The 15,577-nt window shown below is 73.8% G+C and carries 3 protein-coding genes (1 of these 3 running past the window's edge); all 3 read right to left on the bottom strand.

Annotated elements, in window-relative coordinates; all coding sequences use genetic code 11:
- Tightly spaced (each overlapping or abutting the next), the 3 genes in view from ACZ6JY_RS30810 to ACZ6JY_RS30800 form a layout consistent with a single transcriptional unit that may run on beyond the window.
- Nucleotides 1-6,396: the 5' end (the start) of an SDR family NAD(P)-dependent oxidoreductase gene (locus ACZ6JY_RS30810; protein WP_469201062.1), read on the bottom strand. Its footprint begins 8,478 nt before the window's first position; only the first 6,396 of its 14,874 coding nucleotides appear in the window; the start codon lies at nucleotides 6,394-6,396; its stop codon lies beyond the left edge, outside the window.
- A complete protein-coding gene (gene fabD, locus ACZ6JY_RS30805; protein ID WP_469201060.1) occupies nucleotides 6,393-9,596 on the bottom strand; it encodes an ACP S-malonyltransferase in 3,204 nt (1,067 codons plus the stop codon). The genes ACZ6JY_RS30810 and fabD overlap by 4 nt, the downstream gene beginning before the upstream one ends.
- Entirely contained in the window at nucleotides 9,593-15,577 is a 5,985-nt protein-coding gene (locus ACZ6JY_RS30800; protein ID WP_469201059.1) for a non-ribosomal peptide synthetase, read from the bottom strand. Before ACZ6JY_RS30800 ends, fabD begins: the two co-directional genes overlap by 4 nt.

Below are 15,577 nucleotides of genomic sequence, written 5' to 3'. Positions count from 1 at the left end.
GAAGCGGATCTCGTCGACGGTGGACTCGTTGGCGTCGAGCAGGGGGTGGAGGCGGGCGGCAGGGCTGCCCGCGCTCCGGTCTGCCGCGGGCACCCAGTAGCGCTCACGGGCGAAGGGGTAGCGCGGCGCGGAGACGCGGCGGGGCTTCGGGCCGCCGGGGGCGGCCCCGCTCCAGTCGGCCGCTCCGTCGCGCGTCCACCGCGCGGCGATGCCGAAGGCCGGGCCATGCTCCTCCGGCTGCCCGGACCCGGCGGACGCGCTGGTCAGAAGCCCTGCGCAGGGAGATCCGTCCTGGAAGGCGCGGAGCGCCCTGACGAGGGCGGCGCCGTCGTCGGCGACCACCGCGAGGCGTTCCTCCATGACCTCGCGGCCGTGTTGCAGCGTATGGGCGAGGTCCTCGGCGCGGACGAGTTCGCGTTCGGCGAAGTCGGCGAGGCGGCCCGCGTAGGCGCCGAGCCGTTCCGTGTCCCGCGCGGAGAGCGGGAAGACCAGCGGCTGCGCGAAACGCTGGCCGACGACGGGTCGCGCGGCGCGTTCGGGGCCCTCTCGGTACTCCTCGATGACCAGGTGGGCGTTGGAGCCGCCCGCGCCGAACGAGCTGAGCCCGGCGCGGCGGGGCGCCGGACCGTGCTCCCCGGCCGGCTCGGGCCAGTCGGCGGCCTCGCGCTGCACCTGGAACGGGGCGCGCCCGAAGTCGATGTTCGGGTTCGGCTCGTCGGCGTGCAGCGAGGGGACGAGCCGCCGGTGCTTGAACTGGAGCAGCACCTTGGTGAGTCCGGCGATCCCCGCGGCCGATTCGAGGTGGCCGATGTTGGACTTCACCGAACCGATGGGCCACCGCCGGCCGTCCGCCGTCGACGCCCCGAAGGCCTTGGCGAGCCCGGCGACCTCGATCGGGTCCCCGAGCGAGGTGCCGGTGCCGTGGGCCTCGACGTATCCGATGTCGGCCGGTTCGAGACCGGCCACGCGCAGCGCGCGGCGCACCGAATCGGCCTGCGCGTGCGGGCTCGGCACGGTGTACCCGTTGGTCCTGCCGCCGTGGTTGACGGCGTGGCCCCTGATCACCCCGTAGATGTGGTCGCCGTCGCGCTCGGCCGCCGCCAGCGGCTTGAGCAGCACCGCGCCGACGCCCTCGCCCGGCACGTACCCCGTGCCCCCGGCGCCGAAGGCGCGGCACCTGCCGTCGGCGGAGACGAAGCGGCCCTGGCTGAGGAAAACGTACTTGTACGGGTGCAGCGAGAGGTTCACCCCGCCCGCGACGGCCACCTCGCTCTCGCCGCCGCGCAGGCTCTCGCAGGCCAGGTGGATCGCGGTCAGCGAGGACGAACACATGGTGTCGAGCGCGATGCTCGGCCCGTTCAGGCCGAGGGTGTACGAGACGCGGTTGGCGATGGAGGCGAACGACGAACCCGTGACCCTGATGCCGCCGCGCTCGGCGTCCGCCGCGCCGTAGAGCTGGTACTCGCCGTACATCACGCCGACGAAGACACCGACCGGGCGGCCTGACAGCTCGTCCCTGCGGTAACCGGCGTCCTCGAACACATGCCAGGCGTTCTGGAGGAACAGGCGCTCCTGCGGGTCCATCAGCTCCGCCTCGCGCGGCGAGATGCCGAAGAACAGCGGGTCGAAGCGGTCCACGTCACGCAGGAAGCCGCCCCACTTGGAGAAGGCGCGGCCGCGGGCCGACGGGTCGGCGTCGAAGTAGCGGTCGTGGTCCCAGCGGTCGGCGGGGATCTCGGTGACGCAGTCCCGGCCTTCGGCGAGGTTCTCCCAGAACTCGTCGACGTCGTCGGCCATGGGGTAGCGCCCGGCGAGGCCGATGATGGCCACGGCGTGGGCCGCGTCGGCGGAGTCGGGCCGATGGCTCGCGGCACCGGTGGCCGTGGCGGCGACCGCCGGACGGGCCTCGGGGTGACGGTCGACGGCGTCCCCGGCGGGCACGGCGCCCGCGGGCGCGGCCTCACCCGCCGGACCGCCGGCCGACGCCGCCAGTTCCCCGAGCCGGTCGGCGTGTTCCGCCACGAAGTACTGGGCCAGTTCCTCCAGCGTGGCGTACTCGAAGAACAGTGTCTTCGGCAGGTCGTCGAAGTGCCGCTCCAGGTCGGCGTTGAGCTGGGTGATGACCAGGGAGTCGATGCCGTAGCGGTCGAACGGCAGGCGCGGGTCGAGCTCCTGCGCGTCGAGCTTCGTCCGCTCGGCGAGCAGTTCCCGCAGGAACGTCGCGGCCCACTCGGTCAGGTCGGTGCCGGACGGCTCGGCGCCCGTCGCTCCCCCGGCCGTGACGTTCCGCCGTACGGGGGCGGGTGCGAGGGCCGCCGCGACCCGGCCCAGGTCCCCGTGGCCGACGAGCAGCGCGCCGCCGTCGCCGTCCTGCCGCAGCGCCTCGTCGAAGGCGGCGAGACCGGCGTCCGTGGGCATCGGGGAGAGGCCCGTACGGTGCCGCAGCGCCCGGGCGGCGTCCTCGTCCTGGCGCATGCCGCCCGCCGTCCAGAGCGGCCAGCCGAGGGAGAGCGTGCGGCCCGAGCGGCTGCCCGCGGCCACCTGCGCGCGGCGGCGCTCGGCGAAGGCGTCGAGGAAGGCGTTGGCGTACGCGTAGTCGCTCTGGCCCGCGTTGCCGAACGCGGCGGCGATGGACGAGAAGCAGACGAAGAGGTCCAGCGGGTCGTCGGCGGTGAGCCGGTCGAGGAGCTCCGCGCCGAGCGCCTTGGGGCGGACGACCTCGGTGAACTCCTCCCAGCTCTTGTGCAGCAGATAGGCGTCGCCCAACGTGCCCGCCGCGTGTACGACCGCGCGTATCGCCCCGTGCTCGGCGCGGACGGACTCGACGGCCTCGCGCAGGGCAGCCTCGTCGGTGACGTCCGCGTGGCGGAAGGTGACGTCGTGCCCGGCCGTCCGCAGGGCCTCGATGCGCTGTGCGGCTGCCGGTGCGGGCGCGGTCCTGCCGAGCAGGACGAGTGGGGCCCCGGTACGCCCGGCGAGGTGCTCGGCCAGGATCAGACCGAGGCTGCCCGCGCCGCCGGTGATCAGGCAGGCGCCGTCCTGCGGCAGCAGGGCGGTTTGGGTCGCGGCCGGGCGCCGGTGGCGCCGCACGTGCCGGATGCCGCCGCTGTGCCGGGTCTCCCTCTCCCCATCGGCCGTGCGGGCGAGTTCGTCGACCAGCGTGGGCAGGAGCGCCGTCCCGGCGTCCAGGCCGACCAGGCGGTGGGTGACGCGCGGGTTCTCCAGCGTGACGCTGCGCGCGAATCCGGCGAGGGCCGCCTCGGCGGGGTTCGCGCCCTGCGCGTCGGTCCGGTGCGCGACCAGCAGCGCGGTGCGGTCGCCGCCACGGCGCGCGAGCAGCGCCTTGGTCAGCGCGAAGACCGAGCGTGGGCCGTCGTGGTCGCCGGTGCCACCGGCCGCGCACCAGGTGTGCAGCACCGTGGACGGGGTGCGGTCCGTCCCGTCGAGGCTGTCGAGGAGCGCCGCGAAGTCCTCTTGGCGGGAAGGGTTCACGGTGTAGTGGTCGCCGTCCACCCGCGTGAACTCATCGCCGGGGGTCGCGAGAACCACCACGGGGTCCGCGTCACCCGCGCCCCGGAGGGCTTCGAGCAGCTCGGCGCGGAGGGCGGGGTCGTGCGCGAGGAGGAGCCGGGGGCCCGCGGGCAGCGCCGCCGGGGCCTCCGGGCCGACGGGCTCCCAGACCCCGGCGAAGAGGGCGGTCCCGGGCTCGTCGTGGTCGTGCCGGAGCGTACGTACGGACAGGTCACGCAGGCGGGCCAGCAGCCGCCCCCCGGTGTCGAGGAGGTCGATGTCCGCCCTGGTCTGCTTCTCCCCGGCGCCGTGCGCGGGCAGCCTGACGTGGGCGAGGCAGTGCCGGGGCAGCGGTGCGAGCACCTCCAGCTCGCCGAGCGCCAGCGGCAGGTACGTGGTGCCGTCGTCCTCGCGGGCGGCCAGCAGGCCCACCACCGCGTGCAGGGCGGCGTCGAGCAGCGAGGGGTGCAGGACGAAGGCGTCGGTGCCGCGCTCCCCCGCCGGGAGGGCGTCGTCGGACAGTTCGAGGACGCCCAGGGCCTCGTCACCGCCGCGCCGCAGCTCGCGCAGGGACCGCATGGCGGGGCCGTAGTCGAGGCCGCGGGCCCGCAGCAGGTCGTACAGGTCCGCCGCGACGAGCAGGTCGGGGCAGCGTGCCGTGATGACGGCCGGGTCCACCGGGAGCGGGGCCACGGGGGCCGCGGCGGCTGCGGGGACGCCGCAGGAGACCTCGCCGCGGGCGAAGACCTCGGGCGCGCCCGTGGCTCCCGCCGCGTCCCCGGTGATCGCGAACCGTGCGGCGTCGTCCCCGTGCGGGGTCAGCTCGACGTGCACCGTACGCGGTCCCCGCGCGAAGGACAGCGGCCGTTCGAAGGAGACCCTGCTGAGGGACGGCGCCCCAGTGGGCAGGGACAGGGCGCCCGCGGCACGCGCCATCTCCAGGTAGCCGACGGCGGGCATGACGGCCCGGCCCTCGACGCGGTGATCGGCGATGAAGAACTCGTCGCCGGTCAGGGTGGTGGCGTAGCGGTGCTCGGCCAGGGTCGAGACATTGGCGCCGAGGAGCGGATGCAACGCTTCGGCGACGGCCGCGCCCGCGGTGTCCGGGGGCGGTTCGAGCCACACCCTGCGGCCCTCGAAGGGATACGTCGGCAGCGGGACACGGCGGCGCCGCTCGCCCGCGTAGAACTGCTCCCAGTCCACCTCGGCGCCGTCGAGCCAGGCGGTGCGCACGGCGTCCAGGAGCGCGTGGCCCGCGAGGTCCGGGGCGGGCGTGAACGCCCGCCGCTCGGCGGCGTCCTCGGTCTCACCCGTCGCGCGGCCGGGCTCGGCGCGCTCACGCAGGGCGCGTACCGCCTCGGCGGGGTCGGCGCAGAGCACGGCGCGCCGGTAGCGGTGGACTTGGCGGCCCACCGCGAGGGTGTACGCGGCGTCGGCGAGGTCGGTGGCGGGGTCGGCCTCGAAATGGTCGGCGAGGGCTTCGGTGAGGGTGTCCAGGGCGGTAGGGGTCTTGGCGGAGAGCACCAGGAGCTGCTGCTCCCGCGCGGAGGGGGCGCTCGGGCCCTGCTCGGGGGCCTCCTGGAGGATCGCGTGCGCGTTGGTCCCGCCGATGCCGAACGAGCTGACCCCGGCCCGCAGCGGCCCGCTGCCCTGCCAGGGCCTGGTCTCGGTGTTGACGTAGAACGGGGTGGCGGCGAAGTCGATGGCCGGGTTGGGGCGTTCGTAGTTGAGGGTGGGCACGAGGGAGCGGTGGCGCAGCATGAGCGCCGTCTTGATCACCCCGGCGACGCCCGCGGCGGCGTCCAGGTGGCCGACGTTGGACTTGAGGGAGCCGATGGCGCAGAAGCCGGTGTCGGGCGTGCCGCGGCGGAACGCGGCGGTGAGCGCGGAGACCTCCACGGGGTCGCCGAGCCGCGTCGCGGTGCCGTGCGCCTCGACGTACGAGACGCTGTCCGGTTCCGTGCCCGACACGGCGTGCGCCTCGGCGATGACGGCGGCCTGGCCCTCCTTGCCGGGAGCGGCGTAACTGACCTTCAGGGAGCCGTCGTTGTTGGTGGCGGTGCCCTTGATCACGGCGTGGACCGTGTCCCCGGCGTCGAGGGCGTCCTCCAGGAGCTTGAGGACGACGATGCCCACGCCGTTGCCGAGGACGGTGCCGCCGGCCTCCGCGTCGAAGGTGCGGACCCGCCCGTCCGGGGAGAGGATCGCGCCCTCCTCGTACAGATAGCCGCGCGCCTGCGGCAGCTTGACCGTCACGCCGCCCGCCAGCGCCATGTCGCACTCGCCGTTGATGAGCCCCTGGCAGGCGAGGTGGATGGCGACGAGCGAGGTCGAGCAGGCCGTCTGGACGCTGTAGCTCGGTCCGCGCAGGTCGAGCTTGTAGCTGACGCGGGTGGCGAGGAAGTCCTTGTCGTTGCCGACCATGACCTTGAAGTGGTCGGAGGTGGCGGTCTGGTCGATGCTCGGCAGGACGTTCCGCTGGAGGTAGGTGTTGACGGCGGCGCCGCCGTAGACGCTGATCAGCCCGTCGTAGCGGCGCGGGTCGTACCCGGCGTCCTCCAGCGCCGTGTGGCAGCTCTGGAGGAAGAGGCGCTGCTGCGGGTCGATGACCTCGGCCTCGGCGGGCGTGAACTCGAAGAAGCCGGTGTCGAACAGGTCGACGTCCGGCAGGATGCCGTGGGCCCGTACGTACGCCGGGTCGGCGCGCAGCGCGGCGGGCACCCCGGCGTCGGCGAGCTCCTCGTCGCTGAACCGGGTGATGCCCTCGCGGCCCGCGCGCAGCAGCTCCCAGAGTTCCTCCACGCTGTCGGCGCCGGGGAAGCGCCCGGCCATGCCGACGATGGCGATGTCGTTCCCGGACACTTCGGTGGCGTCGTGCGAACTCACGGTCGTTCCCTCTTCCCTCGCGGCTCGGCGAACGCGGCCGCGCGGTCGCGCAGCAGTGCCGCCGTCTCGGTCATCAGCTGCTCGGCGATCGCGTCGACGTGGCGCGACTGCCAGGACTCCAGGACGGTGCCGCGCACCCAGGAGTTGAAGGCGCCCATCGCGGGCCCGCAGTAGATCAAGTAGTCGACGGTCCTGCCGGGTTCGCCGCGTCGTGCGAGGTCGAAGCCTCGGTCGAGGTAGGTGCGGAAGGCGTCGGCCATCCGCCGTTTGGGGTCGCCGCCCGGGGGCGCCTCAAGCGGCCCGCGCAGGAACTTCTCCTCGATCTGGCGGCGGGTCGCCGGGTCGAGTGCGTCGAGCGAGTCGTGGCGGCGCCACAGGTCGTGCAGCTTTCCGGCGCGCGCCGCCAGGAACACTCCGCGCTTGACGACCTGTGCGCGGACGCCGAGTTCGAACATCTCGGCGGCGGGCGCGAGGGCCACGTCGTGGACGTCGAGCGTCTGGAGCAGGTCCTTGACGGCCGTGCTGGTGTCAGCCTCGGGCGTGCACTGGTTGATGGACCCGGTGAGCAGGAAGTCCGCGCCGAGGACGAACGCGGCGGCGGCCGCCTCCGGGGTGCCGATGCCTCCCGCGGCGCCGACGTGCACCCTCGGTCCCGGCCCGGCCGCCGCGTCGCGCAGGCGGAGCACGGCGGGCAGCAGGGTGGCGAGGCTGCCGACGGCGTCGTACCAGCCGGAGCCGGTCTCCACGCACAGGTCGTCGGCGAGCGGCACGTCCGCGTACCGGGCGGCGTCGGCCCCGGAGACCTGGCCCGAGTCGACCAGCTCCCGGACGACCGTGTGCGGGGCGGGTGCGAGGAAGGCGGCGGCCATGTCGGTGCTCGACACCTTGGCGAGCACCCGGCCGCCGCTGAGCCGGTACTTCACCAGGGCCGGGGTGACGCGCAGGAAGCCGGAGGCCTCGACGGTGCGGACGCCCTTGCGGAGGAAGAGGTCGACCAGGGCCGATTCGCGGTGCGGGTCGGTGTGCTGGTGCAGCAGGTTGGCGCCGTAGGGTCCGTCGGCGCCGAGGTCGGCGCGCACCGCGTCGAGGCCCGTCCCGACCTCGTCCAGGGAGAGCCCGGCGGTGCCGAAGAAGCCCATGCCGCCCGCCTTGGCGAGCCGCACCAGGAGGTCCGCGCCGGACACGCCGCCGTACATGGAGCCGGCGAGGTAGGCGTGGCGCAGGCCGTAGCGCTCCCGGAACGCGGCGGCGCCGAGGGCGGCGTGGCCAACACCACCGGGCCGGATCTCCACCGGTCCCGCCGCCTCCCCGAGCGACGTCTCCGGCTGGGCCTCCGCCACCAGCGGCTCCGCCTCCGCCCTGATCTTCGTGACGAGCTTGCCGAGGACCCGCCCGGGGCCCAGTTCCACGAACTCGAAGTCGCCCTGGCCCATGAGGTGGCGGATCGTGTCGGTCCACCGCACGGGCGAGGAGATCTGGCGGGCGAGCTGCCGCGCCACCTCGCCGGGGCGGTAGGGCCGGGCGTCGACGTTGGCGATGACGGGGACGGCGGGGTCGCGCAGGGTGAACCCCTCCAGGTAGCGGCCGAACTCCTCCGCCGTGTCCCGCAGATAGCGGGAGTGGAAGGGGGCGCTGACGTTGAGCTGTACGTAGCGCGCGCCGAGGCCCTCGAACACCGGCTTGGCGGCGGTGATCTGCTCGGCGGGACCGGCGAGCACGAACTGGCCGGGCGCGTTGTGGTTCGCGATGTCCAGGCCGGTCAGGCCGTGCTCGGCCAGGGTCCGCTCGACGGTCGCGAGGTCACAGTTGAGGACGGCAGCCATCCGTCCGCCGTCGGCGCGGCCCATCAGCTCGCCGCGGCGGGCCACCAGACGCAGGCCGGTCTCGAAGTCGAAGGCTCCGGCGGCGAACAGCGCCACGTACTCGCCGAGGCTGTGCCCGACGAAGCAGTCGGGCGGCACGGGGTTCACGCGCCGCTCGCGCAGCCAGGCGAGCGCGCTGACGACGTACAGGGCGGGCTGGGTGAACCGGGTGAGTCTCAGTTCGCGGCGGGGGTCCTCGACGCAGAGTTCGCGGATGGAGTAGCCGAGCACGGAGTCGGCGAGCGCGGTCTGCTCGGGGAACTCGTCGAAGAGGTCCTTGCCCATGCCCTTGGCCTGGCTGCCCTGGCCCGGGAATCCGTACACCTTCATGACGCCGTCCTTGGATACGGGGGTTGCGGGGGCCGCCGGGGCCGCGGGGCGCCTGGTGGCCGGCACGGCGGCGCGCACGGCGGCGAGGGAGCGGGTGTCGTCGCCCAGCGGGCTCAGCAGCGGCAGCGACCGGGAGCGCGAGGACGCGGGCAGGCCGTTGCGGGCGAAGTTGTGCAGGGTGCCCGACGGTCCGAGGTCCACGTACTGGAAGGGACCGCGCCGCTCAAGGGCGGCCAGCGTGTCGGCGTACTCGATGGGCAGCCGGGTCGCCCGCCACAGGTGGCCGACGGTGACGCGGTCCACCGCGCCGCCGGTGGCGCAGGAGATGACGGGGACGCGCGGTGGCCTCAGCTCGGTCCGTGCCATGGCGGAGCGGAACAGCGGCTCGCCGGAGTCCATCCGCCGCGAGTGGAAGGCGTACGGGACGGGGACGCGTTGGCACACCACCTTTCGGGCGCGCAGCTCCTCCTCGGCGGCCACCAGGTCCTCGTGCGCGCCGGAGAGGACGAAGTGCCCGGGGTAGTTGCGGGCGGCGACCTCGGTGCGCTCCCGCAGCAGCGGCACGCGTTGGTGCAGTGCCACGTCGTCGAGTACGGCGAGCATGCCGCCGCGCGGCGCGGCACGCAGGGCGGCGGCCTGGCGGACGATCAGCCGCAGGCACTCCTCGGCGTCGAGGACGCCCGCGAGGACGGACGCGGTGAACTCGCCGAGGCTCGCGCCGAGCAGCAGGCCGGGCTCGATGCCGTACGCGATGAGGGTCTCGGCGGCGGCGAGTTCGACCATGACGATCGCCGGGTGGGTGAACGCGATGTCGTCGAACGGTTCGGCGCGGCCCCGGCCCGGCGCGTACAGGGCCGCGAGCACGGACGCGCCGAGCTCGTCCGCCGCCGCCGCGTCGAGGCGGTCCATGACACGGCGGAACACCGGTTCCGTCTCGTAGAGGGCCGCTCCCATGCCGCTGTACTGCGAGCCCTGTCCGGAGAACTGGAAGACGACGGGGCGGTTCAAGCGCGTTCACCGCCCTGCTGTTCGCGTATGTCCGCGACGCGGAACTCGCCCTCGTGGAAGACGCCGAGGCCGGGCGGCGCCTCGCGCTCCTCCAGGGCGGCGTCGGCGAGTTCCCCGACGGTCCTGTCCAGGCCGCCGAGCATGGCTTCGAGCACGGACCGCAGGCCGAGCAGGAGCCGGGTCGCGGCGGCGTCGGTGACCTGGTCGCGGTGGTGGGACAGGTGCACGGTGACGACGTTGGTGGGGAAGACGTCGAGGCGCAGCGGGAAGCCCATCTTGGAGACGAAGAACGCGGTGCCCGAGCGCTCCATGGTGTCCACGCCGACGTTCTGGAACACGATGTAGCTCTCGCAGGGCAGGGTGCCGTGCGGCAGGTCGCTCCAGCCGAGGACGGTGTCCAGGGGGGTCGTCTCGTGGCCGCCCATCTCCACGAGGGCGCCCAAGACGTCGTGGAGGAACGCACTCGCATCGCGGTCGCGGTCCAGGCGGGTACGGAGCGGCAGGATGTTGAAGGCGGGGCCCACCATGGTGGACAGCGCCTCGGGGTCGGCGACCGGCGAGGAGCGACCGGCGAGGAGCACGCCGTGCGTGACGTCGTCGGATGCGGTGTACGCGGCGTTGACCAGCGCCCAGGCGCCCTGGAACAGGGCGTTGAGCGGGAGGTGGGCGCGCTGGGAGAGGCGGCGCAGGCCGAGGGTGGTGTCCCGGTCGAGGGTGATGATCTGCCGTGCGCAGCCGTCCTCGGCCGGTTGCGCGGGCAGCGTCGCGCGCACGCCTTCGGACAGGGCGGTCGGCCGGGTGAGTCCGGCGAGGGCGCGCCGCCAGTACGTCTCGGCGGGCCGCGCGGGCAGCTCACGTACGCCTTCGACGAACCTCTTGAACGCCAGCCTCTCCGGTGCGGGTTCCGGGGAACGCCCTGTGGCGGCCGCGTCGAGCAGCTCCTGGAGCCGGTCGGTGACGATCTCGAAGCTCCAGCCGTCCAGGCAGAAGTAGTTCAGGCTCACCACGACGAGCGCGGTGTCCGCGTCGAGCAGGGCGACCAGGTAGCGGAGCGCGGACGCGGTGCCGAGATCGACGCCGCGGTCCCGGTCGGCGGCGAGGTAGGTCTCCAGGCGGGCGTCCTGCTCGGGCCCCGCGAGGCCGCGCCAGTCGGCGAAGACCGTCTCGGGCGCGGCCTGTTCGTGCACCACCTGCACCGGTTCGGCGAGGCCCTCCCAGGCGAAGGTGGTGCGCAGCAGCGGGTGCTCGGAGATGAGCTGCCGGAAGCAGTCGACGAAGACGCCCTCGTCGAACTCGGAGACCTTCAGGAGCTGCATGCGGTGCACCAGGAAGAGGCCGGGCTCGGGACGCTCGCGCCACTCGCCGAGCGCCCACTGCTGGAAGGGGGAGAGCGGGTAGACGTCGACCACGCCGGGCGCCTCGGACAGCTCGCGCAGCGCCGCGTCCGCGTCCCCCTCTATGGCGGCCGGGCGCTCGGGGGCGGCGGTGTCCGCGGCGGCCCGCTCGTCGAGGGCCGCGGCCAGGGCGGCGATCGTGCCGTGCCGGAAGACGAGCTGCGGGGCGAACTCCAGGCCGCGCTGCCGGGCCTTGGCGACGACGTGGATGGTGTGGATGGAGTCGCCGCCCAGCTCGAAGAAGTTGGTGTGCACGCCCACGTCGTCGACGCCGAGCACCTCCGCCCACAGCTCCGCGAGGATGTGTTCGGTGGGGGTGGTGGGTTCGGCGGCGGTTCCCTCGATGTCACCGTGGTCGGGCACCGGCGGCAGCGCGTCACGGTCGAGCTTGCCGTTGACGCCGACCGGCAGGGCGCGCAGCGGCAGGAACGCGGAGGGCACCATGTAGTCCGGCACGCTGTCCTTGAGGAAGCGGCGCAGGCCGCGCACGAGGTCGGTGCCCGCACGGTCGAAGGCGGGATCGTTGGTCAGGGGCCCGGCAGGCCGGGAGTCCGTCAGGTCCAGGCGGTGGGTTCCGGTGCGGCTGAGCAGGACCGCGTAGCTGCCGTCGGTCGCGTCCGGCATCCAGGAGACGGTGACGGCGCAGCCGGTGTCGGCGCCGAGCCGCCACCACTCCTCGGGGTCCACGTGGCCGGCGGGGTCGGCATCGGTGTCACGGACGAGTTCGCCGACGATCTCCTCGGCGTCCCGGTCGCGCAGCCGGTCCCGCTTGGCGTTGACGGCGGCGAGGCGGGCGTTGGGCACGCCGAGCACGGCGAGCGCCTCGGGCCGCTCCTCGTCGAGGCGCCGGCGCACCTCCGCGGGGCTGCCGCCGTCGGCCCGGTCGAGCGTGACGATGCCCGTGCCGGAGCCGGGGGGCCGCGGCGTGACGTGCAGGACGGCGTCGTAGCGGTACCGGGTCAGTTCGTTGGCGTGGCGGCCACGGCGGAGCTGTACGTCGACGTCGCGGATGGCGGACCGTTCCTCGCGCAGGGCGGTGAAGAACGCGGGGTGGACGAGGAGTTCCTGCTCCTGGCGCGTCTGGCGGGCGATGCGGCCGCGCAGGCGCCCGACGGGCAGTTTCGCCGTCGCGCGGCTCAGCTCGACGTCGGTGTGGAAGGTGTCGAGCAGGGCGAGGTTGCGCAGGTCGCCCACGAAGACGGCGCCGTCCCCGGTGAGGCTGTCCAGGGCTTGGCCGAGCACGGTGCGCAGGTAGGCGGCGTCGGGAAAGTACTGCGCGACGGAGTTGAGGATCACCACGTCGTACGGCTCCTCGTCGCACCGGGCGCTCTCGTCGGCGGCGCGGTGCGAGAGGGTGACGCCCGCGAGTTCGGGGCGCTCGGCGATCAGCCGGGTGCGGACGAAGTCCAGGGCTTCCGATGAGATGTCGGTGCCGTGGTAGCTCTCGCAGTACGGGGCGATGCGGGAGAGCAGCAGGCCGGTGCCGCAGCCGATTTCGAGGACCCGGCGGGGCGCCAGGGCGAGGATGCGTTCGACGGTGCCGTCGATCCACTCCCGCATCTCCTCGGCCGGCAGCGCCTCACCGGTGTAACTGCTGTTCCAGCTGGCGATGTTGAAGTCGGCGTCGCGCGGTCCCGTGCCCTGCGCGTAGGCCTGGTCGAAGACCTCCGCCCACTCGGCGACCCGCTCGGACAGCGGGTCCCGGTCGTCGGAGGCGCGCGCGGCGGGTGCGGGGTCGGGCACGACGTAGGCGACGAGCTGCTTGTGGTCCGCCTCGCGCGGGTCGTCGCGGGTGACGACGGCGGCCTCCAGGACGTCGGGGTGCCGGGTCAGGGCGGCCTCGACCTCGCCGGGCTCGATGCGGATGCCGCGCACCTTGACCTGGAAGTCGGCGCGGCCCCGGTACTCGATCGCCCCGTCGGGCAGCAGCCTGGCCAGGTCGCCGGTCTTGTACAGCCGCTCGCCGGGGGCGCCGAACGGGTCGGGGACGAAGCGCTCCTCGGTCAGCTCGGGCCGGCCGTGGTAGCCGCGGGCCACCTGGACGCCGCCGATGTGCACCTCGCCGACGACGCCGACCGGCACCGGTTCGAGCCGTTCGTCGAGGACGAGGACGCGGGTGTTGGCGATGGGGCGGCCGATGGGCACGACGCCGCGCTCGTCGCCGGGCACGCACTGCCAGGCGGTGACGTCGACGGCCGCCTCGGTGGGCCCGTAGAGGTTGTGCAGCTCGGTCCCCGGCAGCCTGGCGAAGAACCTCTCCTGGAGGGCGAACGGCAGCGCCTCACCGCTGCACATCACGCGCCGCAGGGCCGCGCAGCGCCCGGCGAGGCCGTTCTGGCCGAGGAAGACCTGGAGCATCGACGGCACGAAGTGGGCGGTGGTGATCCGCTCGTCGCTGATCACCTCGGCGAGCCTGGCCGGGTCCTTGTGCTCCTCGGGGCCCGCGACGACGAGCGTGGCGCCGGCCAGCAGCGGCCAGAAGAACTCCCACACCGAGACGTCGAAGCTGAACGGCGTCTTCTGAAGCACCCGGTCGGTGCCGTCGAGACGGTAGCGGTCCTGCATCCAGAGCAGCCGGTTGACGATGCCGCGGTGGGTGTTGAGGACGCCCTTGGGCTCGCCCGTGGAGCCCGAGGTGTAGATCATGTAGGCGAGCGTGTCGGGGCCCGCGCCGTGCTCGACGGGCCCGTCGGGCTGCTCGGCGATCTCCGCCCGGCGGGTGTCGAGGGCGAGGACCTCCGCCTCGGTGGGCGGCAGTCCGGCCCGCAGGTGCTCCTGGGTGAGCACGATCCGCGGGGCGGCGTCGCCGAGCATGAAGGCGCGTCGCCTGGCGGGGTGTTCGGGGTCGACCGGCACATAGGCGGCGCCCGACTTGAGCACCCCGAGCAGCGCGACCACGAGGTCCACCGAGCGCTCGGCGCAGACGGCCACGGTGTGCTCCGGGCCCGCGCCTCGGGCGCGCAGCCAGTGGGCGAGCCGGTTGGCGCGGCGGTCCAGTTCCGCGTAACCGACCTCTTCGCCGCCGAAGACGACCGCGGGCGCGTCGGGGGTGCGTGCGGCCTGGTCGGCGATCAGGTCGTGCAGGCAGCGCTCCGCGCCGTCGTAGGCCTTCGCGGTGTCGTTCCACTCCTCGACGATGCGGCGGCGGTCGGCCTCCGGCAGCACGGGGAGCCGGGAGACGGCGAGCTCCGGGCGGGCGGCCGCGGCCTCCAGCACGACGCGGAAGGCGTCCATCAGACGGCGTACGGTGCCGGGTTCGAAGACGTCGCGGTTGTACTCCACCTCCACCAGGAGTTCGTCGGCGCGGTCGACGACGCTGATCCACAGGTCGAACTTGGAGGTGCCGATCCTTACGCCCTCGATCGCCTCGATGACCAGTTCGTCACCGGGTTTCATCTCCCTGGCGGGCAGGAAGTTGAAGCAGACCTGGAACAGCGGGTTCTGCGACAGGTACCGCTCGGGCCGCAGCGCGTCGACGAGGACCTCGAACGGCACCTCCTGGTGCTGCTGGGCGCCGTTGACGACCTCCTGGACCCGCCGCAGCACTTCGCGGAAGCCGGGGTCCCCCGCCATGTCCGTCCGGTAGACGAGGGTGTTCACGAACATGCCGATCAGCGGCTCGATGTCGACGTGGGTGCGGTTGGTCACCGGCGAGCCGACGGGGATGCCGCGCTGGCCCGTGTAGCGGTGCAGCAGGACGTTCAGCGCGCCGAGCAGCACGACGAACAGGCTGACGCCCTCGCGGCGGCAGAGCGCCTGCAACTCGTCGCGCAGGGCGGCCGGGTACACGTCCCTGAGGTCGCCGCCCTCGAAGGTCTGGACGGGCGGCCGGGGCCGGTCGAGGGGCAGCTCCAGGTTCTCCGTGCCGTCGCCCAGTTGCCGGCGCCAGTAGTCGAGCTGGTTCTCCAGGCGGTCACCGGAGAGGTACTCGCGCTGCCAGACGGCGAAGTCCGCGTACTGCACCTCCAGTTCGGCGAGCGGGGAGGGCCTGCCCGCGGCGAACGCCTCGTACAGCGTGAAGAGTTCCTGCCAGAACAGGCCGAGCGACCAGCCGTCGACGACCACGTGGTGGGCGTTGAGCAGCACCACGTGCAGTTCGGGGGCGAGCCGGTAGAGGGTGACGCGCAGGAGCGGTCCCGTGGCCAGGTCGAAGGGGCGGCGCCCGGCCTCGTGGACCAGCGCGTCGAGCCGCGCCGGGTCGTCGGTGAGATCGACGAGTTCGACGGGGACCCGGACGTCGTCGACGATCTCCTGCCACGGTTCACCGTTCTCGCTGGGCAGCCGGGTGCGCAGCGACTCGTGCCTGCGCACCACTTCCCCGGCGGCCCGCTCCAGGATGTCGCGGCGCAGCGGCCCGCGGACGCGGAAGCTCATCGGGACGTTGTACGCGGGGCTGTCGGGCACCATCTGGTCGAGGAACCACAGGCGGCGCTGGGCGAAGGAGAGCGGCGGCCGGTCGTCGGCGGGGCGGCGCGGGATGCGGGTGGTCCCCGACGTGCGGGCCGCGCCGCTCAGCTTCTCCAGCAGGGCCCGCTTCCGCGGGGACAGCCGTGCCTTGCGCGAGGTGGCGAGATCTTCGCGGGACAT

This window comes from Streptomyces sp. NPDC046335, assembly GCF_055587985.1.
This window is presented reverse-complemented; position numbering and strand designations above follow the sequence as displayed.

Excerpts from the sequence above, each read along its gene's own strand:
- ACZ6JY_RS30800 (WP_469201059.1), bottom strand. The coding sequence starts at position 15,577 with ATGTCCCGCGAAGATCTCGCCACCTCGCGCAAGGCACGGCTGTCCCCG.